General features: G+C 69.5%; 21 protein-coding genes and 1 pseudogene. 11 read left to right on the top strand and 11 right to left on the bottom strand.

Features of this window, described 5'->3' with window-relative positions; all coding sequences use genetic code 11:
- Positions 1-67: 67 nt before the first annotated feature.
- Genes RMT89_RS32455 through deoC form a run of 3 tightly spaced genes read right to left on the bottom strand, consistent with a single transcriptional unit; the run spans position 68 to position 3403 of the window.
- Complete coding sequence (locus RMT89_RS32455; protein WP_315887317.1) at positions 68-976, bottom strand: aldehyde dehydrogenase family protein; 909 nt, start codon at positions 974-976, stop codon at positions 68-70.
- A complete protein-coding gene (locus RMT89_RS32450; protein ID WP_315887316.1) occupies positions 969-2405 on the bottom strand; it encodes an aldehyde dehydrogenase family protein in 1437 nt (478 codons plus the stop codon). The genes RMT89_RS32455 and RMT89_RS32450 overlap by 8 nt, the downstream gene beginning before the upstream one ends.
- A 5-nt stretch (positions 2406-2410) precedes the next feature.
- Complete coding sequence (gene deoC / locus RMT89_RS32445; RefSeq protein ID WP_315887321.1) at positions 2411-3403, bottom strand: deoxyribose-phosphate aldolase; 993 nt, start codon at positions 3401-3403, stop codon at positions 2411-2413.
- Positions 3404-3516: 113 nt separating this feature from the next.
- On the opposite strand from deoC, the gene RMT89_RS32440 reads away from it, so the two are divergent.
- The 3 genes from RMT89_RS32440 to RMT89_RS32430 all read left to right on the top strand — a co-directional run bounded on the left by RMT89_RS32440 (position 3517) and on the right by RMT89_RS32430 (position 5304).
- The gene (locus tag RMT89_RS32440) at positions 3517-4200 is read left to right on the top strand and encodes a PH domain-containing protein (RefSeq protein WP_315887315.1); all 684 of its coding nucleotides are present in this window, start codon (positions 3517-3519) and stop codon (positions 4198-4200) included.
- 303 nt (positions 4201-4503) lie between these two features.
- On the top strand, positions 4504-4725 hold the full coding sequence (locus RMT89_RS32435) for a hypothetical protein (protein ID WP_315887314.1): 222 nt from the start codon (positions 4504-4506) through the stop codon (positions 4723-4725).
- Positions 4726-5058: 333 nt separating this feature from the next.
- Positions 5059-5304 carry a hypothetical protein gene (locus RMT89_RS32430; RefSeq protein WP_315887313.1) on the top strand — a complete coding sequence of 82 codons (246 nt, stop codon included), beginning with the start codon at positions 5059-5061 and terminating at the stop codon, positions 5302-5304.
- A gap of 48 nt (positions 5305-5352) precedes the next feature.
- On the opposite strand, the pseudogene istB reads toward RMT89_RS32430, so the two are convergent.
- Positions 5353-6140: pseudogene (istB, locus tag RMT89_RS32425) on the bottom strand (IS21-like element helper ATPase IstB).
- Between the two features lie 4 nt (positions 6141-6144).
- Positions 6145-7380, bottom strand: a complete 1236-nt coding sequence (gene istA / locus RMT89_RS32420; RefSeq protein WP_315887320.1) for an IS21 family transposase — start codon at positions 7378-7380, stop codon at positions 6145-6147.
- A 284-nt stretch (positions 7381-7664) separates the two neighbouring features.
- Between istA and RMT89_RS32415 the strand changes: the two genes are divergently transcribed.
- Positions 7665-7967, top strand: coding sequence for a hypothetical protein (locus RMT89_RS32415; RefSeq protein WP_315887312.1), 303 nt, complete (start codon positions 7665-7667; stop codon positions 7965-7967).
- Between the two features lie 50 nt (positions 7968-8017).
- Here RMT89_RS32415 and RMT89_RS32410 read toward each other — a convergent pair whose 3' ends face one another.
- The 5 genes from RMT89_RS32410 to RMT89_RS32390 form a co-directional block, all read right to left on the bottom strand.
- Positions 8018-9199, bottom strand: coding sequence for a cytochrome P450 (locus RMT89_RS32410; protein ID WP_315887311.1), 1182 nt, complete (start codon positions 9197-9199; stop codon positions 8018-8020).
- The gene (locus RMT89_RS32405) at positions 9192-9764 is read right to left on the bottom strand and encodes a DUF5825 family protein (RefSeq protein ID WP_315887310.1); all 573 of its coding nucleotides are present in this window, start codon (positions 9762-9764) and stop codon (positions 9192-9194) included. The genes RMT89_RS32410 and RMT89_RS32405 overlap by 8 nt, the downstream gene beginning before the upstream one ends.
- Entirely contained in the window at positions 9761-11677 is a 1917-nt protein-coding gene (locus tag RMT89_RS32400; RefSeq protein WP_315887319.1) for a RiPP maturation radical SAM C-methyltransferase, read from the bottom strand. The genes RMT89_RS32405 and RMT89_RS32400 overlap by 4 nt, the downstream gene beginning before the upstream one ends.
- A gap of 53 nt (positions 11678-11730) precedes the next feature.
- On the bottom strand, positions 11731-12999 hold the full coding sequence (locus tag RMT89_RS32395) for an MFS transporter (protein WP_315887309.1): 1269 nt from the start codon (positions 12997-12999) through the stop codon (positions 11731-11733).
- Between the two features lie 85 nt (positions 13000-13084).
- Positions 13085-14263, bottom strand: coding sequence for a cytochrome P450 (locus RMT89_RS32390; RefSeq protein ID WP_315887308.1), 1179 nt, complete (start codon positions 14261-14263; stop codon positions 13085-13087).
- Between the two features lie 695 nt (positions 14264-14958).
- Between RMT89_RS32390 and RMT89_RS32385 the strand changes: the two genes are divergently transcribed.
- The 7 genes from RMT89_RS32385 (at position 14959) to RMT89_RS32355 (ending at position 22300) form a co-directional block, all read left to right on the top strand.
- Complete coding sequence (locus tag RMT89_RS32385) at positions 14959-15120, top strand: hypothetical protein (RefSeq protein ID WP_004000653.1); 162 nt, start codon at positions 14959-14961, stop codon at positions 15118-15120.
- Positions 15121-15129: 9 nt separating this feature from the next.
- On the top strand, positions 15130-17172 hold the full coding sequence (locus tag RMT89_RS32380; protein WP_315887307.1) for a B12-binding domain-containing radical SAM protein: 2043 nt from the start codon (positions 15130-15132) through the stop codon (positions 17170-17172).
- The gene (locus RMT89_RS32375; RefSeq protein ID WP_315887306.1) at positions 17169-18413 is read left to right on the top strand and encodes a hypothetical protein; all 1245 of its coding nucleotides are present in this window, start codon (positions 17169-17171) and stop codon (positions 18411-18413) included. Before RMT89_RS32380 ends, RMT89_RS32375 begins: the two co-directional genes overlap by 4 nt.
- A gap of 41 nt (positions 18414-18454) precedes the next feature.
- Complete coding sequence (locus RMT89_RS32370; protein ID WP_315887305.1) at positions 18455-19420, top strand: ThiF family adenylyltransferase; 966 nt, start codon at positions 18455-18457, stop codon at positions 19418-19420.
- Between the two features lie 78 nt (positions 19421-19498).
- A complete protein-coding gene (locus RMT89_RS32365; RefSeq protein ID WP_315887304.1) occupies positions 19499-19909 on the top strand; it encodes a helix-turn-helix transcriptional regulator in 411 nt (136 codons plus the stop codon).
- Positions 19906-21360, top strand: coding sequence for a DUF6221 family protein (locus RMT89_RS32360; protein WP_315887303.1), 1455 nt, complete (start codon positions 19906-19908; stop codon positions 21358-21360). The genes RMT89_RS32365 and RMT89_RS32360 overlap by 4 nt, the downstream gene beginning before the upstream one ends.
- Positions 21353-22300, top strand: a complete 948-nt coding sequence (locus RMT89_RS32355) for a TniQ family protein (RefSeq protein ID WP_315887302.1) — start codon at positions 21353-21355, stop codon at positions 22298-22300. The genes RMT89_RS32360 and RMT89_RS32355 overlap by 8 nt, the downstream gene beginning before the upstream one ends.
- 71 nt (positions 22301-22371) lie before the next feature.
- On the opposite strand, the gene RMT89_RS32350 is transcribed toward RMT89_RS32355, so the two are convergent.
- Positions 22372-23499, bottom strand: a complete 1128-nt coding sequence (locus tag RMT89_RS32350) for a TniQ family protein (protein WP_315887301.1) — start codon at positions 23497-23499, stop codon at positions 22372-22374.
- Between the last annotated feature and the right edge of the window lie 22 nt (positions 23500-23521).

Genomic DNA, 23521 nt, shown 5'->3' with positions numbered 1-23521 from the left:
TTCGTCCGGCACGCCGAGGGCACGCACCGAACACCGCGGGCACCGCACAGGACTTTCAAAACACCCCCTAGTACGACGAGCCGGACGCGCCCAGCGACCCCGTGGGGTGCCAGACCGTCTTGGTCTCCAGGAACGCCGTCATGCGGTCGATGCCGGGAGTCGCGGACCAGTCGACTTCGTCCACAGGCTGTGGACGCAGAACCCGCTTCAGGTTGTCCGCGGCCGCGATCTCCAGTTCCTTCGCCAGTACGTCATCGGCGCCCGCGAGGTCGATCGCGTTGACGTCCTGGTGCGCGGCCAGCGGGGTCGCGATCTCCGCCGTACGGCCGGACAGGACGTTGACGACACCGCCGGGCAGGTCGGAGGTGGCCAGGACCTCGCCGAGGGAGAGGGCCGGGAGCGGGGACTTCTCGCTCGCGATCACGATCGCCGTGTTGCCGGTGGCGATCACGGGGGCGATCACCGAGACCAGGCCGAGGAAGGACGACTCCTGGGGGGCCAGGACGACGACCACACCGGTCGGTTCGGGGGAGGAGAGGTTGAAGTACGGGCCCGCGACCGGGTTTCCGCCGCCCACGATCTGGGCGATCTTGTCGGTCCAGCCCGCGTACCAGACCCAGCGGTCGATCGCCGCGTCCACCTGGGCGGCGGCCTTCGACTTCGACAGGCCCTCGGCGTCGGCCACTTCACGCGTGAACTGCTCGCGGCGGCCCTCCAGCATCTCGGCGACGCGGTAGAGGATCTGACCGCGGTTGTACGCGGTCGCACCGGACCAGGGCCCCACCGCCTTGCGCGCGGCGACCACCGCGTCACGGGCGTCCTTGCGGGACGACAGGGGCGCGTTGGCCAGCCAGTTGCCCTTCGAGTCCGTCACTTCGTACACCCGGCCGCTCTCGGAACGCGGGAACTTCCCGCCCACGTACAGCTTGTAGGTCTTGAAGACGCTCAGACGCTGCTGCTCGGACTTGTCAGACATCGAGGTACGCCTCCAGGCCGTGGCGGCCGCCCTCGCGGCCGAAGCCCGACTCCTTGTAACCGCCGAACGGCGAGGTCGGGTCGAACTTGTTGAACGTGTTGGACCAGATCACGCCCGCGCGCAGCTTGCTCGCGACCGCGAGGATCCGGGACCCCTTCTCCGTCCAGATGCCCGCCGACAGGCCGTACTGGCTGTTGTTGGCCTTGGCGACGGCCTCGTCCGGGGTGCGGAAGGTGAGGACGGACAGCACCGGGCCGAAGATCTCGTCACGGGCGATGGTGTGCGCCTGGGTGACGTTGGTGAACAGCGTCGGGGCGAACCAGTAGCCGCTCTCGGGCAGTTCACAGGCGGGCGACCAGCGCTCGCCGCCCTCCGCCTCGCCCTTCTCGACGAGCGAGGTGATCCGGGTGAGCTGCTCCTCGGAGTTGATCGCGCCGATGTCGGTGTTCTTGTCCAGCGGGTCACCGAGGCGAAGCGTGGACAGCCGGCGCTTGAGGGAGTCGAGGAGCTCGTCCTGGATCGACTCCTGCACCAGCAGCCGGGAGCCCGCGCAGCAGACCTGGCCCTGGTTGAAGAAGATGCCGCTGACGATGCCCTCGACCGCCTGGTCGATCGGGGCGTCGTCGAAGACGATGTTGGCGCCCTTGCCGCCCAGTTCGAGGGTGAGCTTCTTGCGGGTCCCGGCGACCGTCTTCGCGATCTCCTTGCCGACCGCGGTGGAGCCGGTGAAGGCCACCTTGTTCACGTCCGGATGGGCCACCAGGGCCGCGCCCGTGTCGCCGTAGCCCGGAAGGATGTTGACGACGCCCGTGGGCAGACCCGCCTGGCGGCAGATGTCCGCGAAGAACAGGGCGGAGAGGGGGGTCGTCTCGGCGGGCTTCAGGACGACCGTGTTGCCGGTCGCGAGCGCCGGGGCGATCTTCCACGCCAGCATCAGCAGGGGGAAGTTCCAGGGGATGACCTGGCCCGCCACACCGAGCGGCTTCGGGTTCGCGCCGTAGCCCGCGTGGTCGAGCTTGTCGGCCCAGCCCGCGTAGTAGAAGAAGTGCGCGGCGACCAGGGGGAGGTCGGCGTCGCGGGTCTCCTTGATGGGCTTGCCGTTGTCCAGCGTCTCCAGTACGGCCAGCTCGCGGCTGCGCTCCTGGATGATCCGGGCGATGCGGAACAGGTACTTGGCGCGCTCGGCGCCGGGCAGCGCCGACCACTTCTCGAACGCCTTGCGGGCGGCCCTCACCGCGCGGTCGACGTCCGCCCCGCCGGCCTGGGCGACCTCGGAGAGGACCTCCTCGGTCGACGGGCTGACCGTCTTGAAGACCTTGCCGTCGGCCGCCTCCACGAACTCGCCGTCGATGAACAGGCCGTAGGAGGGGGCGATGTCGACGACCGAGCGGGACTCGGGTGCCGGTGCGTAGTCGAATACGGAAGCCATGATGATCAGTCCACCGTCACGTAGTCGGGGCCGGAGTAGCGGCCGGTGGCCAGCTTCTGACGCTGCATCAGCAGGTCGTTCAGGAGGGAGGAGGCGCCGAAGCGGAACCAGTGGTTGTCCAGCCAGTCCTCGCCTGCCGTCTCGTTCACGAGGACCAGGAACTTGATCGCGTCCTTGGTCGTACGGATGCCGCCGGCCGGCTTCACGCCGACCTGTACCCCGGTCTGGGCTCGGAAGTCCCGCACGGCCTCCAGCATGAGGAGGGTGTTGGCCGGGGTGGCGTTGACGGCGACCTTGCCGGTCGAGGTCTTGATGAAGTCGGCGCCCGCCAGCATGCCGAGCCAGCTCGCGCGCCGGATGTTGTCGTACGTCGACAGCTCGCCGGTCTCGAAGATGACCTTGAGGCGGGCGGCGGTCCCGCAGACCTCCTTCACGGCGACGATCTCGTCGTAGACCTTCAGGTAGTGCCCCGCGAGGAACGCCCCGCGGTCGATGACCATGTCGATCTCGTCGGCACCCGCGGCGACGGCGTCCCGCACGTCCGCCAGCTTCACCGGGAGGGCGGCGCGGCCGGCCGGGAAGGCGGTGGCGACGGAGGCGACCTTCACGCCGGAACCGGCGACGGCTTCCTTGGCCACGGCGACCATGTCCGGGTAGACGCAGACCGCGGCCGTGGTCGGGGTCGTCCGGTCGGTGGGGTCGGGGCGGACCGCCTTGGCGCCGAGCGCCCGGACCTTGCCCGGGGTGTCCGCGCCTTCCAGCGTCGTCAGGTCGACCATCGAGATCGCGAGGTCGATGGCGTACGCCTTGGCGGTCGTCTTGATGGAACGGGTCCCGAGGGACGCGGCGCGCGCCTCCAGGCCGACCGCGTCGACGCCGGGCAGCCCGTGGAGGAAGCGGCGCAGCGTGCTGTCGGACGCGGTGACGTCCGAGAGGGTCTTCGCGCTGGGGGTACCTCCCACGCGTTCAGCAGTGGGGGAGGGTGCATTGGTGGGCATGGTCACCAGACGAGCATATCTACGCGCGTAGCGGCTGTACAGCCCCGGTCGCTCGTCTTCGGAGTCGGGACCGCGAATGAGCGGGGGCGGCCGCGTCGGGCAGAATCGGGGGCATGACGACCCCGGAGCGCTCCTCATCTGCGCCGCAGCCGCCGGTCCCGCCTTCCCGGGACCGGGTGTACCGCTCGCCCATGGCCATGGTGGGTGGCGTTCTGTTGCTCGGCATCGTGCTCTGGCTGGGGATCGACGCGCTGGCGCAGGGAGACGGGCGGACGCCCTGGCTGGCGTTGGCGTCGATGATTCTCGTGGTGCCGGGGGTGGCCGCCTTCACCGTGCGGCCGGCTGTCTTCGCCAATGAGGAACGGCTGCGGATCCGGAATCCGTTCCGGGTGGTGGTGTTGCCCTGGGGGCAGGTCGCGTCGTTGCGGTCCGGGTACTCCAACGAGGTCGTGGCCAAGTCGGGGGCGAAGTATCAGCTGTGGTCGATTCCCGTTTCGCTGCGGGCGCGGAAGAAAGCGGCTCGGCGGACGGCTCGGGCGGGGGCGGAGCGGAACGGCCGGGGCGGCCGTGGTGCTGGGCTCGGGTTCGGGTTCGGGGGGCTCGGGGGTGGCGGTGAGATGAACGGGCCCGCTCGTGCCGAGACCGACAAGGTGATGGATGACCTTCGGGAGCTGTTGGAGGCTCGGGAGAAGGCGGAGACCGCGCAGGGGGATGTCGCTGTGCGGTGGGCTTATGAGGTGCTTGGGCCTGTGGTGGCGGGGGCGGTTGTGCTGGTCGTCCTGCTGGTCGTGGGCTGAGCGGGTTCTGGGGCGGCGCCTGGGGTTCGTTGCCGGGTGCGGGTTTGTGGGGGTTGGTCGCGCAGTTCCCCGCCCCTGGAAGGCTCGCCTTCGGCGGCCTTCATTGTTCACCGCAACCACTTCGATGGTTCGGGTGTCTCGTTAGCCATGAGTACTGACGTTCGGCCGTCCTTGCCTCGGCCCTTGCCTGAGTCCGTTGTGCCTGAGGGCTGTCCGAGCTGGGGCGGTGAGCCGGCTCGGCGTTGGGTGGCTGCGTCGCCGGGGCGGTGGGTGCGGTACTACGAGCTTGTGGGCCTCGGGTGCGTGGGGGTTGTGCTCGCCCTGGGGTTCGCCGGGATGGAGCCGTATCTCGCCGCTCTGTTGCCGCTGCACGTGCTGTGGGTGTGGGTGCGGCCCGAGGTGGTGCGGGTGTCGGCGCCAGGGGTGGTTGTCGCGGTTGCCCTGGAGGGGATGGGGTGGCTGGCCCTGCTCGGAGCCGTGCTGCTCGCCCTGGTCTTGAGAGCCGCCGCTGAGGATGAGAGTTGACATGCCTGCCGACCTGCCCACTATCAGTTTGATGAGTGTCGAAGCGTGGTCATTCTGAGACATGGGAAATGAGAGCGGCACTGACCAGGTCCTTCTAGCTGCGTGTGAGCTTGTGCGAGTCGGCGTGACCTCGCATCGGGGTGTGGGTAATGGCCCCGCCCACAGGTCTTCGTCCCCTTGCCCTTGACTGACGCCGGCACGGCCACTCGGCCCCGGCTGACGCCGACCTCTCCGCCTCGCGGCAGCCGGGTGGCTCTGCGCGGCCGAACTGGCGGGCTGCGCCGGCATCGGCGGAGGTGACTCGCGAGGCACTTCGCACTGCCCGGCTCCCACATGCCCGGCCTGCGCGCGGGAGTGGTGCCCAACGCCATTCTGGACGCCGCGACATCAGGCACGCGCGCCGACAAGGCCGTGCCCTCGGCGGCCGGTTCGGTGGCTTCCGTCGAGCTCCGCGGCCCCGGCGAGATTGCCCCGACCCGGATCGACCTCTACGGAATCAGCCCCACCGGAGTCGTCCTGATCTGCGCAACGGCCACGTCGCCTTGCGGCGAACATTGCACACCTGTCGGCGGTCTCTGAACCTGGACCCCTTTGGGGTCGGTGAATTTTGACCCCGTGTGTAGTTGTTCACCCGGTTGCCGCGCTCGGTGTGCGGCCGATGTCACGGTCCTTGAGCCGGTAGGAGTCTCCCTTCAAGGAGAGCACATCGGCGTGATGGACGAGACGGTCGATCATGGCGGCGGCCACGGTGTCGTCTCCGAAGACCTCGCCCCAGCGTCCGAACGGCTTGTTGCTGGTCACGATCACGGACGCGCGTTCGTAGCGACCGGAGATCAGCTGGAAGAACAGGTTCGCCGCTTCCGGTTCGAACGGGATGTAGCCGACCTCATCGATCACCAGAACGGGGACGCGCGCGAGACGCAGCAGTTCGTCCTGGAGCTTGCCTGCGGTGTGGGCGGCGGCCAGGCGGTCGACCCACTGCGAGGCGGTGGCGAACGCGACGCGGTGGCCGCCTGGCAGGCACGGACGCCCAGAGCGATGGCCAGGTGGGTCTTGCCGGTGCCGGGCGGGCCGAGGAAGACCACGTTCTCCTTGCCGGTGATGAAGTCCAGGGTGCCCAGGTGCGCCACCGCCTCCCGTTTCAGGCCACGCAGGTGAGCAAAGTCGAACTCCTCCAAGGTCTTGCGGGCGGGGAAACGGGCCGCGCGGATGCGGCCCTCGCCGCCATGCGCCTCGCGGGCAGCAACCTCGCGCTGCAGGCAGGCGGCCAGATACTCCTGATGCGTCCAGGACTCGGCGGTAGCGCGTTCGGCGAGCCGGTCGGCAGCATCCAGCAACGCTGGCGCCTTCAACGCGCGGCTGAGGAAGGCCAGTTCGGCAGCGACGTCCCGGGATGGGGTGATGCGGGTGGCCATGGTGTCACTCCTCTCCTCCGCCGCCCTCGATCAGCTGGAAGACGCGGTCGTAGGCCGGCAGATCCGGCTGTGCGACCTCCACCGCCGCGGCTTGGGCCCCGCTCTGGCGGTACTGGCCGCGCATCGCCGTGGCGGCATCGGCGTGCTCCGGGTCGGTGAGCGTCTGGTGGCGGGCCCAGCAGCGCGCATGCTCGGCGACCAGGCGGCCGTCCAGATGAGCCCGCACCGTCTCGGTGTCCGCCTCGATCCGCACGATCCTTCCGATCGCGGCCGGGTGCACGGAGTAGTCGCAGGTGTCCAGGCGGATGTAGTGGTCCCGGCCGATCCGCACCGAGGTCTGCCACCAGCGCGGCGGTGCGGTCGGCGGCAGCGGCAGCATCGCGGCCCGGTCGGCCTCCCACCGTTCTGCCGGGCGGGCCTCAAGGGTGCGGTGCACCCGCCGGTTGGCGACCTCAAGCCACGAGCTCAGCTGCGTGTTGAAGTCGCCCGGAGAGGCGAACACCCTGCCGGGCAGGAACGACGTCTCCAGGTAGCCGTTGGCCCGCTCGACCAGACCCTTCGCTTCCGGGTCGCGGGGCCTGCACAGGATCACCTTGCAGGCCAGCAGCCCGGCCAGCGCGGCAAACTCATGCCCGAGAACGGCCCGCCCCTCGCGGCGGCGGCCGATGGCCGCTTCGTTGTCCCAAACCAGTGGCCTCGGCACCGCGTCCCACCCGGACAGCAGCTCCCAATGCCCGCTCACCAGATCGGCGGCCTGCCTCGACGGCAGCATACGCGCGGTGATCATCCGCGAGTACCCGGCCACCATCACCAGCACCGGCGGCCGCCCGGTCTGCCCGAAACCCAGCGGGATGTCCGCCGGTGGGAACCACAGATCGCACTGCGCCAGCTCGCCGGGCTGATACGCCGTCCGCGAGACCGGGTCCGCCGGCAGATAGACCGGCCGCAGTTCCCGCACCCGCCGTTTCAGCACCGACAACGACCGTTCCCAGCCGATCCGCTCGGCGATCACCGTGGCAGGCATCCGCGGGTACTGGGCCAGCAGCTCGCGGATCGCCGGTTCCACCGCGTCCACGATCGAGCCCCTCGGCGCCCGCCGATACTTCGGCGGATCATCGCTGGCCACAGCCCGCCGCACGGTGTTCCGGGCGATCCCCAGATGCCGCGCGATCCCCTTGATCGACATGCCCTCCGCACGGTGGAGCCGCCGGATCTCAGCCCAGTCCTCCACACCGATCACCTCTTCCACCTGACTCCCATGGAGCCAGACTGATCACTTGATCATGGAAGGGGTCACTTTTCATCGACCGATAGGGGGTCACGGTTCACGGAACGGCGACACACACCGTCCTATCCCGGCACACCTGTGCAGAGGAGCTGTGACGTATCGGATGGCGACGGAAGCCGGGTCCGCGCGTACGGATTACCGCCTGGTCATCTTCAAGTTGTCTCTGGTGGGAGCCCTGACGGGTTCTCACCTCTGGCCCCCCTACACGTCGCTGAACCCCGTGGGGACCCTCGGCGATGCTGTCTCGTCTCCCACCCACTGCCCGTCGTACCTCCCCGGACGTGGAGGCGTGGCTGGCGAAGAACCCGCACGTCCACTTCCCTTTCACCCCCGTCGGGTCCTCGTTGAACCAGATCGAGATCTGGTTTGGGATCACCACCCAGCAGTCCATCCGCCGCGGCACGTTCGAGAGCGTCAACGTCCTGGTCAAACAGATCCGCGACTACATCGACTCCTGGAACGAAAACGCGAAACCCTTCACCCGGACCGCCCCACCGACGAGATCCTCGTCGAGGTCCGACTCGTCCAGACCAGCGTGAAGAAACTCGTCAATAATAAGGTGAAGTGACGCAATCAGGATCACGAGACACTAGTTCGCGCACTCAACCCAAATCGGGAGTTCGACGAGACCGTTCATGACCGCAGTATCGTGGAAACGCAGCTCTGACGGCTCCACGGTCAGGCCGAAACTCGTCGTTCCCGAGAGGAATACGCGCAGGGCCTGCGCCGCGATGAGCCGCGCGACCGGAATGCCCAGGCACGAGTGCTTCCCGCGGCCGAACGTCAGGTACTCGAAATCCCGGCCGCGCGTGGGGTCGAACCTGTGGGCGTCGGGAAGCACGGACGTGTCCCTGTTGCAGACGTCCACCCCGATGACGAGCAGGGTGCCGGCGGGAACCGCGTACCCGCCGATCACGGATGACTCCTTCGACATCCGGTAGATCCCCCGCGCGATCGGGCTCGCGTACCGCTGCACCTCATGGACGAGGCCGGGCAGCAGCGTCTCGTCGTTGCGCACGAGGCTCTGGGTCTTCGGGTCCTGCGCCAGGCAGAGGATGCCGTTCGTGATCAGCGCCGCCAGCACCTCGACGCCCGACAGCGCGAGCAGCCGGGTGTTCGCCGCGACCTGCCGGTCGTCGAGGGAGGGGAGCTCCGCCATCAGGTCCGACACGAGGTCGTCGGCGGGGCGGGCCCGCCTGTCGCGCACCCAGTCGACGAGGGTGGCGTCGAGCTCGCGCACCGGGTATCCCCCGTACACCGCGGCCCGCAGGGCCGAGACGAGCTTCTCGTCGAGTCCGAGCAGGCGCGACATCACGCTGTCGGCGATGGGCACGCCGATCGACGCGACCGCGTCGAGCCTTCCCAGGGCGAGGGCGCTCTCGACCGCGTGCTGCACATCCTGGATCAGCTGGTCCGAGACGTCGCGCACGCGGGTGTCGATGACCCTCCGAAGCGCGCGCCGTACGCGACGGTGCTCTTCCCCGTCGGTCTGGTTGACCGCGAAGACCTCCTCGGACGCCGCGTGAGGATGCGAGCCGTCCGGATGCGCCTCGTCCGGCTCGTCGAAGACGCTCGCCATGAGTTCGCCCGCGCTGCCGTAGGTCTCGACGTCGGACAGGATGCGGGTGGCTTCGCGGTGATCGTTGACGAGCAGGCCCAGCCCGGCCGTCCCCATGCGCATGGGGACGACGGCGGCGGGCGGCTCCCCCGGCCCTCGCGACACGGTCCGCTCGTCGAGCGTCCTGCGGAAGAGGATGTGGCCTTCAGACACACCAGACTCCTTGTCTCACGGCGATGCCCACGGCGTGGTCGCCGGCACGAAAGACGAGGTCGTGCAGTTCGAGGGCGTCCAGGTTGGCCGCCTCGGCGGGGGTGAGCGTACGCCCCCAGCGGCTTTCGTCGAGGATGGCCGCCGCCGGTTCCGAGCGGTCGACGTCGATGCGGCGGCGCTCCCCGTGGCGCGTGTCCTCGACGGCCAGGAACGTCGGACCGCGCCGGACGACGAGGGATCCTCCCTGCTGCGCCGACCACGCGAAGGAGCCGTCCGGCCGCCGCGGCGGGTCGAGGTGGCGGAGGCCCCCGACCTCCAGGGCGCCGCAGTCGCCGCTCCACGAAACCCGCAGACCGACCCCGCGGGCGTCACGGAGCAGCGCGATCAAGGAGACGAGTTCGGCGTCGCCCATCTCCGGCATGGCGAAGTGGCCGGTCAGCCGGATCCCGGCGTATCCCGACCGGGTCAGGGCGACGAGGTCCTCCCTGCTCCGCACCGAGTGGAGATCCACCGGCGCGAAGAGCCTCCGGCGGTTCGACCGCCGCTCTGCTGTCTGCTTCGTCACCAACGCAATCCCGTCGCGAGCGCCAGATAGGTGGAGTCCTCATGGAAGACGATGCCGAGCTCCGTCCAGTTCTCGACGAGCTCTTCGAGCTGACCTTCCCGCACGGCGATCCCGAGCGAGCGCATCGCGGAAGCGAGCGCGGGAAGCGTCTTGCCCTTGGCCAGCGCACGGTACGCCTCGACTTCGAGACCCGGCCGGAGCACCAGCTCACGGGAGGGCCAGGCGGGCCGGTCGTCGATGACGACGAGTGAGTCGTTCGGCGCCGGCAGGGCGACCAGCCGGGAGACCGATGCGGTGGCCTTCCAGTTCGCGACCGCTTCGCGCAACAGCTCGCCTGTCTCAGGGGAGAGGCCGACGGGCTCGGACTCGAACACATAGACGAGGTCGTCGAGGCCGTCCGCCACCCCCTCGTAAGCGCTCACCAGGTTGAGCGAGGGGCCGAGAGCCTGGAGACCGAGGGCGGGATCGTCGAAGTAGGGGCTGAAGCGTTCCAGTTTGATCGGGAACGCCCCGGCGGGCGGCGTCAGGTGATGGAGGGCCGGGAGCGAGTCGATCAACGCCTCATAGTCGCTGTACTGCTCCCCGGGGAAGCCCACGAGGATGTTCCAAGACGGGTAGATCCTGCAGGTGGCGCAGTCCCGCAGGAACCGCACGTTCTGCCACCCGGTCACCCCCTTGCGCATGATGCGCAGGATGGGCGTGCAGAGGCTCTCGACACCCGGCTGCAGCTGCGTGAAACCGGCGCGCGCGAGGGACTCCAGCTGACTGAAGTTGAGGTTCGACTTCACCTCGGCGAACAGCCGGACGTCCCATTCGGTGGGCAGCGCCAGATCGGTGGTCAGCTGCACAACGTGCTCGGGCGCCAGGATGTTGTCGGAGAACACCAGGTCGAGCACGTTGTGCCGGCGGATGGCCCGGCTGGCCTCCGCCTGCACGCGCTCGGCGGGCTTCGCGCGATGGGTCATGGCCGATCCGTTCAGGCCGCAGAACGTGCAGTGGTGCTTCGCGCCCCACCAGCAACCGCGGCTGGCCTCCAGTGGAATCTTGACATCGATGAACGGAGCGGCCGGAGACTTCCCCAGATCGCGGAAGTAGTGATCGTAGGTGGGCTCCGGTACCACGTTCATGGAGACGGGCGTCCGCCCGATGGGGTTGCTGACCGTGGCTCCGTCGGCGTCGGACCGCCAGCACAGGCCGGGCACGGCACGCAGCAGTCCGTCGTCCTTCTTCCCGTCACCGCTGCGGCATTCCGCGATGTGGGCGATGAGCGGCGCGATCGAGTGCTCCGCCTCCCCCCGGATCACGTAGTCGAACTCCGGGCGGGCGCGGTGGACCGCCGTGCCCTGGACGCCGTCGCAGTTCGCCCCGCCGAGGATCGTCACGACGTCCGGCCGCAGCTCCTTGACGCGGTGCGCGAGCGCGAACGAGGCGATGTTCTGGTCGAAGGTCGTCGTCAGCCCCAGGACGTCGGCGTCCGACGCCACGAGATCACGGGCCAGCTCGTCGACGAAGGCGGGCGCCGCGCGGAACATCGCACAGTAGGCGTCGACGTGCTCGCTGTCGCGCACGAGGTCGTAGAAGCTCGTGTGGCGCGGGTCGACACCGGGGCGGAAATAGCTGGAGAAGACCCATTCGCCGACCCCGAACACTTCGGCGTCAACGATCAGCTCGTAGTGCCCGCGTTCGAGGCCCGCCTCCCGGACCAGGTGGTCGAGCCACCGGATGTTGCCGTAGACGACGTCGAGCTTCTCGACCTCTCCGCGCCGCTCGAACAACGGGGCGATCGTGCTCAGCGCCAGGGAGGGCATGTCGACCACGGCCCAGGGCATGCAGACCAGCGCAACCGAAAGGGCGTCCTCGTGCACGACCGGCGGGGTGAGATCCGGCACCGGTTGTTTGTGCCCGATCTGCATAAGTTCCACTTCGGCTCCTCATCGATCAGGGGCGTTGTCCGAGAAGGGCTGTTTCAGGATTCCTTCGGGCTGGCGGCCTGCTCGCTCCCGGTGGTCACCCGCGTTCCCCGGATGAGCACGGGGAGCCACAGGAGACACGCCAGCAGGGGGACCGCGGCGTAGACGGCCATGCCCACGCTGGAGCCCAGTGCGCCCATGAGCGCGCCGAGGACGAGATAACCGATGCCGATGAGCACCGACTCCACGAACGCGATCATCGACAGCAGACTCGCCCGGTAGCGCGACGGCACCGCCTCGTTGAACACGTTGTCCACGAGCACGGCGGTGATCTCGGGAATTCCGACCAGGAGCAGGAACGCGGCGATGGTGACCCAGACGAGGCCGAGGCCGGTCAGGCCGAGGGCCGCGGCGAGCGCCAGGAGGGACAGCGGGGCGATGATCCGGTACCCGACGCGCCGGTCGGCGCGGTCCGACAGCAGGGGAGCGAGGCCGCCGATGAAGAATCCCGCCGAGACGACCACACTGACCAGCGCGGTGCTCGCGCCCTGATCGGAGAGCGTCTTCTGGGTGAAGATGATGTACGGCGTCAGCGTCGCGTGCATCAGTCCGGACACCACGACGAGCGTCACGAGCGCCGGCGTGGCGACCCGGAGCATCGCCCGCCATGCCGTGGTGTCGCCGTGCTCCTTGCCGGCTCCGTCCTGCTCGTCCACCGCGTCCGCGCCGCGGATCTCGGGCACCCGGGCCAGCAGCACCAGCACGGCCACGACGAGGCACGACGCCGAAGCGGCGTAGACGATTCCCCAGGAGAACCGCTGCAGCTGGCCGCCGAGGATGATGGCGACCCCCGAGGTGACCGTCCCGAGCATGGTGAACCGGGACCTGATCCTGACGTAGCCGCTCGTTGCCCCACGGCGCACGAGCAGGTCGTACAACAGGGCGGTGTCCGAACCGGACACGCAGGCCATGCCCACGCCCTGGCCGATGAACAGCGCCAGGAAGAGCCAGTAGTCGGAGGTTGCCACCTGACCGAGCAGACATCCGGCCACCAGCACCTGGCCGATCACGATGCTGGCACGCCTGCCGATCCGGTCGGCGATGATGCCCGTGGGCAGCTCCGCGAGTCCGCTGGCCACGAAGAGCAGGGTCTGGAGGAGGGCCACCTGCGCGGCGGAGAAGCCTTGCTGGTAGAGGAAGATGACGAACACGCCGCGCTGGAAGATCGAGTTGGAGAGCACGGCGTAGATGTAGAATGGGCGCGTGACGTCGCGTGCCGCGTCGACCGCCGCCGATCCGTCAAGGGCCTCAGTGGTGCCGGTCATGCTGCGGGTCCCCCTGGTGACTCCGGTGGTCAAGGACGTTCTCCACCATCACGGGCGGATTCGGCTCCTGCTCGGCCGCGTTCACTTACCAGCTCACCGGCATGCCCTTGAGGCCGTACCCGAGACCGTCGTCCATGAACGGGAGGTCGTCGAGGTCGACGGCCAGGGCCAGGGTCGGGATGCGCCGGAACAGGGCGGTGAACACGACCTGGAGCTCCAGGCGGGCCAGCGGCTGGCCGGTGCACTTGTGCACACCGAACCCGAAGGCGAGCTGCTGGCCGGCGTCGCGGCGCAGGTCCAGCTTCTCCGGGTCGGGGAACACGCTCGCGTCGCGGTTGCCGATCTCCTCCGGGAGGATCAGGCCCTCGCCGGCGCGGATCAGCTGTCCGGCGATCTCGATGTCCTCCACGGCCACGCGGCGGCGGCCGGGCTGGACGGTGGTCAGGTACCGCAGCAGCTCGTCGACGGCCCCGTCGACCCCGGCCTCGTCGGCGTCCCGCAGCACGGCGATCTGGTCGGGATGGAGCAGGAGGGCCAGCGTGCCCAGCGCGATCATGCTGGCCGTGGTCTCGTGCCCCGAGATCAACAGGAACAGGATCAGCATCACCAGTTCGTGCCGGTTCAGCTGGCCGGTGGCCAGCCGTTCGGTGGCGAGCTGGGACAGCAGGCCGTCATCGGGGTGGGCGAGCTTTTGGCCGATCAGCTTGGCCAAGTAGTGGTACAGCTCGCGCTCGGACTTGCTTGCGATGTCGGCCGGGACGTCGCTCTCGGTCACCGCCCTGATGGCGTGATGGAAGAAGTCGTGGTGCTGGTAGGGGACGCCGAGCACGTGGCAGATGACCCTGGACGGGATCGGCAGGGCGAACTCCGACACGAAGTCCGCCGGCTTCGGTCCGGCCAGCAGGGCGTCGATGCGGTCGTCGACGACCTGCTGGATCGTGGGCCGCAGCTTCTCGACCATGCGGGGGGTGAACGGCCGGGCGATCATCCGGCGCAGCCGGAGGTGCTCGGGGCCCTCCATGGCGGTCAGGAACTGGCCTTCGCCGTGGTGGTCGCGCAGGAACTGGGTGTGGAACGGGTAGCCCGGCTGCATCCAGTCCGCGCTGACCCGGCGGTCCGACAGCAGCGCGCACTGCTCCGCGTGCCGGGTCACCAGCCACGGGGTGCTGCCGTCCCACAGCCGGACCCGGACCAGCGGCGCCTGCTCCTGCAGTTCGGCGAGCTCGGGTGCCGGATCCAGCGGACAATCGGACGCCCGGGGCATCGGAAAGTACGGGATTGCCCTGGATTCCAGATCGGGAACGTTGGCCTGCGAATACGTCACAATCCTAGCTCCGTTCCGAATGTCTCATAACGGAAGACACGTGAACAATGGGGGCCGATGCCCGCTGAATGGTGTGATCGCCGAATCGGCTTCCGCGGCCTGCGAATTCCGGTGCTCGATCTTTTTGCGCCACAGGGTGGAAAACCAGCCATACCCGGTCCTTGCCGGCTGAAGGCGGGAACCGTCGAACGATTGACCTCTCCGTTTGGCACTGTTCCGGACCCGAAGCACCCTACCCAGAATTGATCAAGCCCTACAAGAGGCAGGAAGGCACTGCATCCGTCGTCCGGCGGAGATCGGGGCACGTGCCCGAAGCGGGATTTCGGCCATGCGAAATCGCCCAACCGCTCGGGCCGTCAGCGGCTCCCGCGCCGCAGAATGCCCTCGATCCGGAGCGGCGAGGTGCTCCTCCACGCTCCGGCGTGACAAGGGTCCTGGCCAGGGCATTCGTGGCCGGCCGCGCCGACGGCCGGGGGAGGAGCGGAATCGATCGGCCGGCGGCAGTCCCTCCGTTCGTCGGCGGGAACCGGGATCGGATGCCGCGCCGGACCATGTGTGCACTCACCATTGACAGGACCTCAAGATCTGTATGGGATGGAGAGGTTGGTGCCAGTCGAGGTGAAGAAAGGACAACGATGATGCAGGAACTGCAGGAGCGTCCGGTGATCGCGATGACCGAGGCGGAGCCGGACATGGTGCTTTTCACCGATGGTGAAGGGTTTGACCTCGTCGATGACGTGGAGCTCATCTCCCTGTCATCGGCCACCTTGGGCGCCATCGTCGCGCGGCGCTGCTGATCGCATCTGATGGCGACTCCGAAACGACTGGCCCTCTCGTTCGCCGGGGAGGGCCAGGTGTCGGTCCGGTCGTCCACGCGGAATGTTCGCGTGACGCTGGGCCGGCCCCTGATCAATTCCGACGTCAATTCCCCGTTCTTCGTCCCTCTCGGACTTCTCTGCATTGCCTCGCCCCTGATGGCGCATGGCCACCCCACCGTCGTCGTCGACCTGGAGTACGAGCACCGGATCGGTGCCTTCGAGCCCGGTGACGCCGACTGGCTCGACCAGACCTGCGAGCGTCTGCTCGCCGCCGATCCCGACGTGCTCGGCCTCACCTGCCTCGCGGACACCCTCCCGTCGTGCCTTCTCGTCGGGCGCCGGGTCAAGCTGCTCCGGCCCGATGTCACGGTGCTGCTCGGTGGACCCGGGACGTTCGGTGTCTTCCCCGACGCCCTCCCGCGCTTCGCCGACTGCGTCGACTTCGTGTGCCGCGGCGAGGGAGAGCTCGCGATCACCGCTCTCGCGGACGCCCTCGCCGACGGGACCGACCCCGCCGAGGTGCGCGGCTTCTGGTCGTGCAAGAACGGCCAGGTCGTGTCCAGCGGGCCGCAGCCGACCACGAACCTGAACCTCGTGCCGATGCCCGCGTACGACGCCGTCCCGATGGGCGACTACATCCGGCTCTCGACCCCGCACATCTTCGATGTGCACATCGGCTCCGGGTGCACCTATTCGTGCAAGTTCTGCATGACGTCGACGTTCTGGGACCGCGACTTCCGGATCAAGGACCCCGCGGTCATCCTCGAAGAGCTGCGGTTCCTGCACCGCACCTACGGGGTCACCCAGTTCAACTTCCTGCACGACAATTTCGCCAACAAGCGCACGTATCTCGACGAGTTCGTGTCCTATTTCGCCGAGCACAACGACATCTTCGAGTGGGGCTGCGCGGTCCGGCCGGACAACGTCAATCCGTCCCTTCTGCGGCGTATGGCCGATGCGGGGTGCTTCAACATCTTCTGCGGCACGGACGCGGGATCGGAGAAGATCCTCAAGTCCATGCTGAAGATGCCCTCGACGAAGCGGACCTACGAGTTCTTCCGGTCCGCCCAGGAAGTCGGCATCCAGTTCGAGACGAACACGATCGTCGGTTACCCGGAAGAAGCCGCCGAGGACCTGGAGAAGTCCCTGGAGGTCGTGTTCGACGCAATCGCCTACGGGGCTGTCAACAGCGACCTCAGCGTGCTCCAGCCGCTTCCCGGTGCCGAGATCACCGATGAGTACCGGGCCGAACTCGAACCGCTCAAGGGCGAACTCGACGTCATGGGGACCTTCCTACCGCCGGACGTCCGCGCGCTCATCAAGGAAGAGGCGGAGATCTTCACCGGCTTCAGCTTCATCCGCAGCGGAAACCGGGAATACGAGTACTACCAGGACGTGCTGCGCCTTTCGCGGTATTTCACGCGCCGCTACTACCACCTGCTGCGGTTCCTGAAGCAGGGCGCGGGGCTCACGTACGTGGAAGTCATCGACGCACTCCTGGAGCGGTCCGACATGCCGGTCGAGGAATCGCTCGGCGAGATCCTGGCGAAGCTGGACGGCGCGCACGCGCGCACCGCCAGGGCGCTGTTCACGTACGACTCGATGCTCGCGGGGTTCCGCGGCGACGAGGTCGAGGAAGAACTCGTCAACGTGTACCGGCGGCCCGCCGTCGTGGGGGAGAAGCCGCATTTCCTGACCGCGGACCTCGACGTCGACGTCGTCGCGATGGTCTCCGACCCGCGGGAGATCACCTGGGAGCCGGAGCTGGACCGTCCGACCGTCGTGGTCGTGTACCGCGCGAGCGAGGCGGAGGTGTCGACCCTCCGTCTGACGCCGGGGCAGGCCAAGATGTTCAAGGCCCTCATGCCGCGCGGGACCGAAGAGCGCGAGGCACTCCTCGCCCAGGTCGACCCCGGGCGGCTGCGCGAGGTCGCCACGGCGGTGGCGGGACTGTGTGCCCGGATCGACGCCTCGCCGGACGCCCCTGAGCGGACTCCGCCGCCGGCCGACAGCCCCCTCCTGACCACGTGAGCGCCATGCGCCCCGTCGTCGTCGAGGTGGACGACGACCCGATCCGATGGCACGGACCCACGGGAGGCGACTACCTGAGCCGCTGGTTCGCCGCGGCGAGCCAGCACAGCCGGCTCGACCTCGTCTGGGTCACGGACGACGGGCTCAGCCAGCACTACCGCGTCCAGCAGGGCGCGTCCTTCTCCGACGGGAGCCCGGTGCGTGCGAGCGATCACGCCCGGGCGATCCGGACCGCGCTCACGGTGCCGTCGCTCCAGCGGTTCCTGCTCGACATCCGCGCGGTCCGCACCTCGAAGGACACGCTCGTCATCGAGCTCCGCCGCCCGGTGCCGCACCTCCCCGGCCTGCTCCAGAGCGTCGACCTCGCTCCGGTCTCGCCGTGCGGACAGCTGTCCTCGGGCGCGTACGAGCGTGCCGTGCGCACCACCGACGACGAGTACTGGCTCGAACCCGTCAGGGCCGGCACACCACCCGTGCGGGTGCTCGTACGCCGGGATCCGCACGGTGCCCCGGAGCGGTTCCTGCGGGGCGAGGTCGACGTGACGTGCGCGACGGCGTTTCCGCTCGACCGTGTCCCGGACTTCGCGGACAGCCGGGCTTTCCACACGGCACCGACCGCGATCGAGATGTGCCTGGAGATCGTCCCCGACAGCGGGTCGGCGGTGGGCGACGCGGAGTTCCGCCGCCGGCTCCTCGGCGCGATCCGCTACGACCGCCTGGTCGCACGGTGCTGGAACGGCGTGGAGTCGGCGGCGCCCGACCACCACGTCGAGGCACCGCCCAGCACCGCCGGCGCCGGTGAACGCCTGCGCCTGGGGTACTGGGACTACTACCCCAACCTGGACGTGGCCGAAGAGGTCGCGGCCCAGCTGACCGAGAACCTCGGCGTCGAGGTCGAGCTGGCACCCGCCGACTTCGTCTCGGGCTCGGCACAGTCCTTCGACCTGCTCCTCGCCCTGCGGGGCCCGCTCTTCGAGGATCCGATCGGCGCCCTGGACCTGCTCGACCCGGCGCGCCGCGATCCGGTCCTCGCGCCGCTGCTGCGCCGGCTGTCCGAGGACCCGGACGACGAGGAAGCGGCCGACGAGCTGCGGCGAGCGGTGCGCGAGCAGTGCCCGGTCCTGCCGCTGCTGCGGCTCCGGGGCCACTGGCTGCAGCGAGAGGCACTGGAGGGCCGGCCCTGGCCGTCGATGGACGCCGTGCGCTTCCCCCGGTTCAGCTGGAGCGCCGATTCTCCATGACCCACGGCAAACGGTGATCTCGCTACGAAGGAAGGCCAGGGATGGCTGACGGAAGCGACCGCTACGTGCTCTCGCCTGCGGCGACCTGGTCCCGCGACGGCGACGAGCTGCGCGTCTTCTCCGACGAGGTACTGCTGGTCCGGCGCTGCCCCGAAGCGATGTTCGCATGGCTCGAAGCGGTCTCCGACGACCCGCTCGGCCTCCCGGTGCCGAGCGGAGGGAACACGGACGCCATCGTGCGCACGCTCCTTCGGCTCCGCCTCGTCGTCGCACCGTTCGACCGCTCGTGGCAGTCGTCCGCCTGGCGGAACCAGGTCGAGTACTTCGCGGCCCTGGGCCTGGACGCCGGCGCGGCACAGGAACGGCTGCGCGCGGCGCACGTGACCGTTCTCGGCGTCGGCGGCATCGGCGGCGCGGTGCTGGCCGAGCTCGTGGGTGCGGGCGTGGGCGGACTCGCGCTCGTGGACGGCGACCGGGTCGCGCTGGAGAACCTCAACCGCCAGTACCTCTACCGGCGTCGTGACGTCGGACGGGCAAAGGTCGATGTGGCCCGCGAGTGGGTGCGTGAGCGCCTCCCCGAAGCGGAGCCGACCGCTGTCATGGAGACCATCATGACCAGCGAGGCGCTGGTGCCGTACCTGCGCGAAGGCGGGTTCCTCGTCGTGGCGGCCGACCGTCCCGCGTCGCTGCCGGAACTGTGCGCCCAGGCGTGTCTGGAGCGCGGAGTGTCGATGATCACGGGTGGCTGCGGCCTCCGGGTGGGGTCGAGCGGCCCGCTGATCCGGCCCGCCGACGTCCCGGCCTTCCTCGCGTCGCTCCAGGAGGCGAAGGCCGCGGCCGGAACCGCGGTCACGCCGATGGCGGCCTCGTTCGGACCGGTCAATACGCTGGTGGGCGCGACGATGGGCCGTGATCTCATCTTCGGCATACTCGGTGTCAGCGCCCGAACGACTTCGCATCGCGTCGAGCTGCTGGGGACGGCTTTGACCCGCGAGTGCGGAAGGTGAGCTCTGGCCTCGAACTTTCGTGAGGGCCCGTCAGCTTTTCGCGGACCTTTCGGTTTGTTCGGGTGGGGTTCTCGGTGCGTGCGGGTTGAGGGCCTGGCTGTCGCGTCGGGTGGGTGCCGGGTTCCACTGCTCAGGCCGCGGGATGCCGCGTTCCGCGGCGATGGGGTGACGCAGGAGCTGACTCATCGATACTGCACTATCGTTCATGGTCATCTCTTCGGTGTGCCTGCTGACATCACGAGGTGCAACGCTCCCCACCCACGACTGCAGGCTTTCGGTTTCGCGGTCCGTGACGCCCGGGAGAGCTGCGGGATGAGCGTCGAAGCGCTCGCCGAAGCCGCCGACCTGTCCGCCCGCATGGTCATCGGCATCGAGCACGGCAAACGGAATCCGTCGCTGCTGACGATCCTTGCCCTGCCTCAGGGGTTGGGCGTCGCTCCAGGCCGTCTGCTCGAATCCGCGACGCCGCGGCGGGAGCCTGGGACATGAGTCCACGCCGGCTCGCGCTCGTACCCGACCCTTTTCCCGGTGAGTCTCTGCTGAGCTGGGGGGACGCGCTCGCGCGGCTCAACCAGGTCTCCCGGACCGAGACGCTGCGCATGGCGGGTCTGATCAGTTCCAGCACGGTGTCGGCCGTGTTCGGCTACCGCGTCAGCGACGCGGTCCTGCGTGCGGTGAGCCAGAGTACCGGGGTGACGGGGCAGCGGCTGCGGAGCATGACGCTCGCTCACTACGCGGGCAGTGCGCTTGAGCCGCTGCCGCCGGACGACGCGAAGGAGTACGGGGCCTGGGCCGCGTGGCGGTACCGGCAGCGGACGGTGCTGCCCAAGCACTCCAACGCCTGTCCGTCGTGCCTGCGGGAGAACGGTGGCCGCTGGCTCCTGAAATGGCGGCTCGTCTGGTCGTTCGCGTGCGTGCGGCACCAGAGCTACCTGATCTCGCAGTGCTCCGGCTGCGGTTCCGCCCTGCACCGGGTGTGGCCCGGTGATCCGCAGTCCTGGATCTGTCCCGGGGCCTCCCGGGGACTGGGGCTGCGTACCCCAGCACAGCCGTGCGGGCGCGACATCCGCCGCATGCGGGGCAAGCCGGTCCGCGACCCCCGGCTCCTGGCCTGCCAGCGGGACATCGACTGCCTGCTCGACGGCCCGCACGCCACGACGCCGGAGGAGGCACGGGACGTCCTCGGGGCGCTGTACCGCTCGGTGCAGGACGCGTGGTCGCCGGTGCGTCCCCTTCGGCTGCCCGCGACCGACGAGGCGGTCCACCGGGCCTGGGACCGCTATCTCGCGCCCGGCGGAAGCGGCGAGCGGTACCGCCCTCTGCTCGTGGCCGCCGCTGTGAAGATCGCCACCGAGGCCGGCCCCGACATCGCCGATGGCGAGAAGGCCGGAAGCGGACACGCACGGCCGAACTGGGGCGCCAGGCAGTCCGGGCAGCAGGGCGAGGTCGAACTGGCAGCAAACCGGTTCGGCGGCCGCTGCCGTCACAGCGGCTGCACCGCCTGGGTGCCGGCCGGGCACGGCGTCGTGCTGGGCGACACCGACGGCTGGGACACCTACTGCTCGCGGCACGCGCAGGCGTTCACCCGTCAGGCTCGGTCCCGCGAACACACCGGGCAGGACGCCTTCACCGAGCCGTGCCTGAGGTTCCTCGACGCGCGCCTCCGTGACGAGGAACAGCGCCTGGGCGAAGAGGACGACGATCTGCTTCGGCAGCGGATCGAGGCCCAGCGGCTGATCCTGGACGCCTGCGCGGCCACCGCTGCCCGTACACGCGAGGGCAGGTCTCTGAGGTACGCCGTACGGTGTCTGCTGCTGCCCTACGCGGGGCATCCGGACTTCCGCATGACGTGGCTGCCCCGCAAGGGCGAGAACCCGGCGCGCCCCCTCGTGGAGAGCGACGCCGGGGAAGAGGGACGGGGAGGGGCGGGCCGTGGCTGAGGAGGAGCCGGTCCGGCGGCTCGGGGTGGTTCCGGCCCCGTTTCCGGGGGAGGCGTTCGTCAGCTGGGTCGACACGGTCGCGGCGAGTCTGCGGGTGTCGCGGGCGGCGGCCCTGCGGACCCTGGGACTGCCGGGCAGCGCGAGTTTCAGCACCCACCAGTTCCATCTGAGCCCGGAGCAGTTGGAAGGACTGCGGCGGCGTACGGGACTGAGACCGGCGCAGGTGGAGCGGATGCTGTTCGCCTTCTACGCGCCGACGGCGCTGCCGCAGCTCGTTGCGGACAATGGGCGCATGGGTCAGGGTGCGCGCGTGAGCCAGCCGTGGCTGCGCCGCGATCACTCGGCCGCGTGCCCGCTGTGCGTCGAGGCGTCGGGCGGCCGGTGGCTGCTCGGCTGGCGGCTGAAGTGGACCTTCCTGTGCGCGGACCATCTGGTGTATCTGGTGGACCGTTGTCCGCGCTGCGGCCTCAGGTTGTACTGGCGTCTGGAGGCGACCGGCGCCGGACAGCGCACGCACTGCGTGCGCCCGGCGGCGCGGAACGGCCGCGGCGCACGGCGCCTTGGGGCGACGGTGTGCGGATTCCCGGTGGCGGAGATGCCGGCGCTACTGGTGGGCGATGAGGAGGCTGTTCACGTCCAGCGCCGCGTCCAGGCGCTGCTGACCCCCGCCGACATCTCGCACAACGAGGCCTCGCGCCGCCTGCTGCAGCAGCTCGTCCTGATCATCCGCGACGTCACACACCGCAAGACGGTGGCCGGTCTGCTCGACCGGATGGAGAGCACCGTCATCGACGCCGTGCACGAGACACAGGGGCAGCCGTGGCAGCCGCCGCTGTCGTGGACTTTGGAGAACGGGACGCCTGCCGCGGTGTCCGCCCTCGTGCGTATCGCCGCCCGGTCCGTACTGTGGGACACGCCCGGGGCGGGGCCGCCTGGCTGACGGACCGCTCACAACCACGAGGGTTACGTGGCCCGTTCCGCCGGGCCACGGCTTTCGTCATCGAGCGGTGCTCAGGTGAAGCGCCGGGCGATGAGGTCTGCGGCGCCTCGTGTGATGACGTGATCCGCGTGTGCGGGGCACAGGACCTGTGTCTTCACCACGTGTCCCTGGCCGGGCGGTACCCAGGCCGCGCAGGCGATCGCGCGGCACGTGCCGCCGAAGCGGTTGGCCGGTGGTGCGCCGGTGCCCGGGGGAAGGAGGCCGTCGGCCGACCACGAGGCCATGTCGGCCTGTGTCCGGGCCTGCTGAGAGGCGCTGAGACCGCCCGCTGTCGCGATCTTGATGAGAGCGGCCGTCAGCAGTGGATCGTTCTGGTACCACAGGGCCCCGCCATGGCCGTGCCAGCGCCGGTGGAGGACGACGTCGGTGTCCGGAAGCGGCGGGGCGTCGTCGTAGCCGATGCGGATGCCCTCCAGCGCCGTATGCAAAGACCGGAGGATGTCCCGGCCGCCGTCACCGTGCGGGTTGTCGACGAGGTGGTCGAGACAGCGCTGGCACTGGAGCAGATGCGGGTCGGACAGCCGGGGAGGACGCATGCGGGAGATGCCCCGGAGACAGACGTGTCCCTGGCCGCTTCGGTCGTACTGGCCGCACACGACCGCGTCCGCCGGGCCGGGGCCGACCCAGTGCAGAGCGTTGCCGCAGCCGCGGCAGGCGCCGAGGAGATAGACGCGGTGGCGGACGCAGGCGAAGGACCAGACAAGGCGCCAGCGCAGCAGCCAGCGCCCGCCGCTCTCGCGCAGACACGCCGGGCACGCGCGCGACCGCACGGACATTGCGAGATGAAGGCGGGCCAACCCGATGGCGGCGGTCCGCCAGTGCGGGGGAGAGGGAAACGCGGGCAGGACGCCACCGGCGTAGTGCGCGAGCGTCATCGCCTGCTGCCGGGCGGCGGACAGTCCGGTGGCGGTCTGCACGCGCGCTGTCGTCTTCCCGGTGAGAGAGGCACCGAAGTGCACGGTAGGCCGGTACCCGGAGACATCGGGGCGGGCGAAGCCCGCGAGGCGAAGGGCGTGCAAGCGGCCGACGCGGTTCAGGCGGGCCAGCGCGTCGACCCAGCTCAGGAGGGACTCACCGGGGTACGGCTCGGGCACCAGGGCGAGACGGCGCAGTGATGGGACATGGCGCCGATCCTGCATGCGCGCATCGGGCCGTGTGCGG

It is taken from the genome of Streptomyces sp. P17, from assembly GCF_032436805.1.
Taxonomy (GTDB): Bacteria; Actinomycetota; Actinomycetes; order Streptomycetales; family Streptomycetaceae; genus Streptomyces.
The sequence above is the reverse complement of the archived record's forward strand: the minus strand, read 5'-3'. Positions and strand labels throughout refer to the sequence as shown.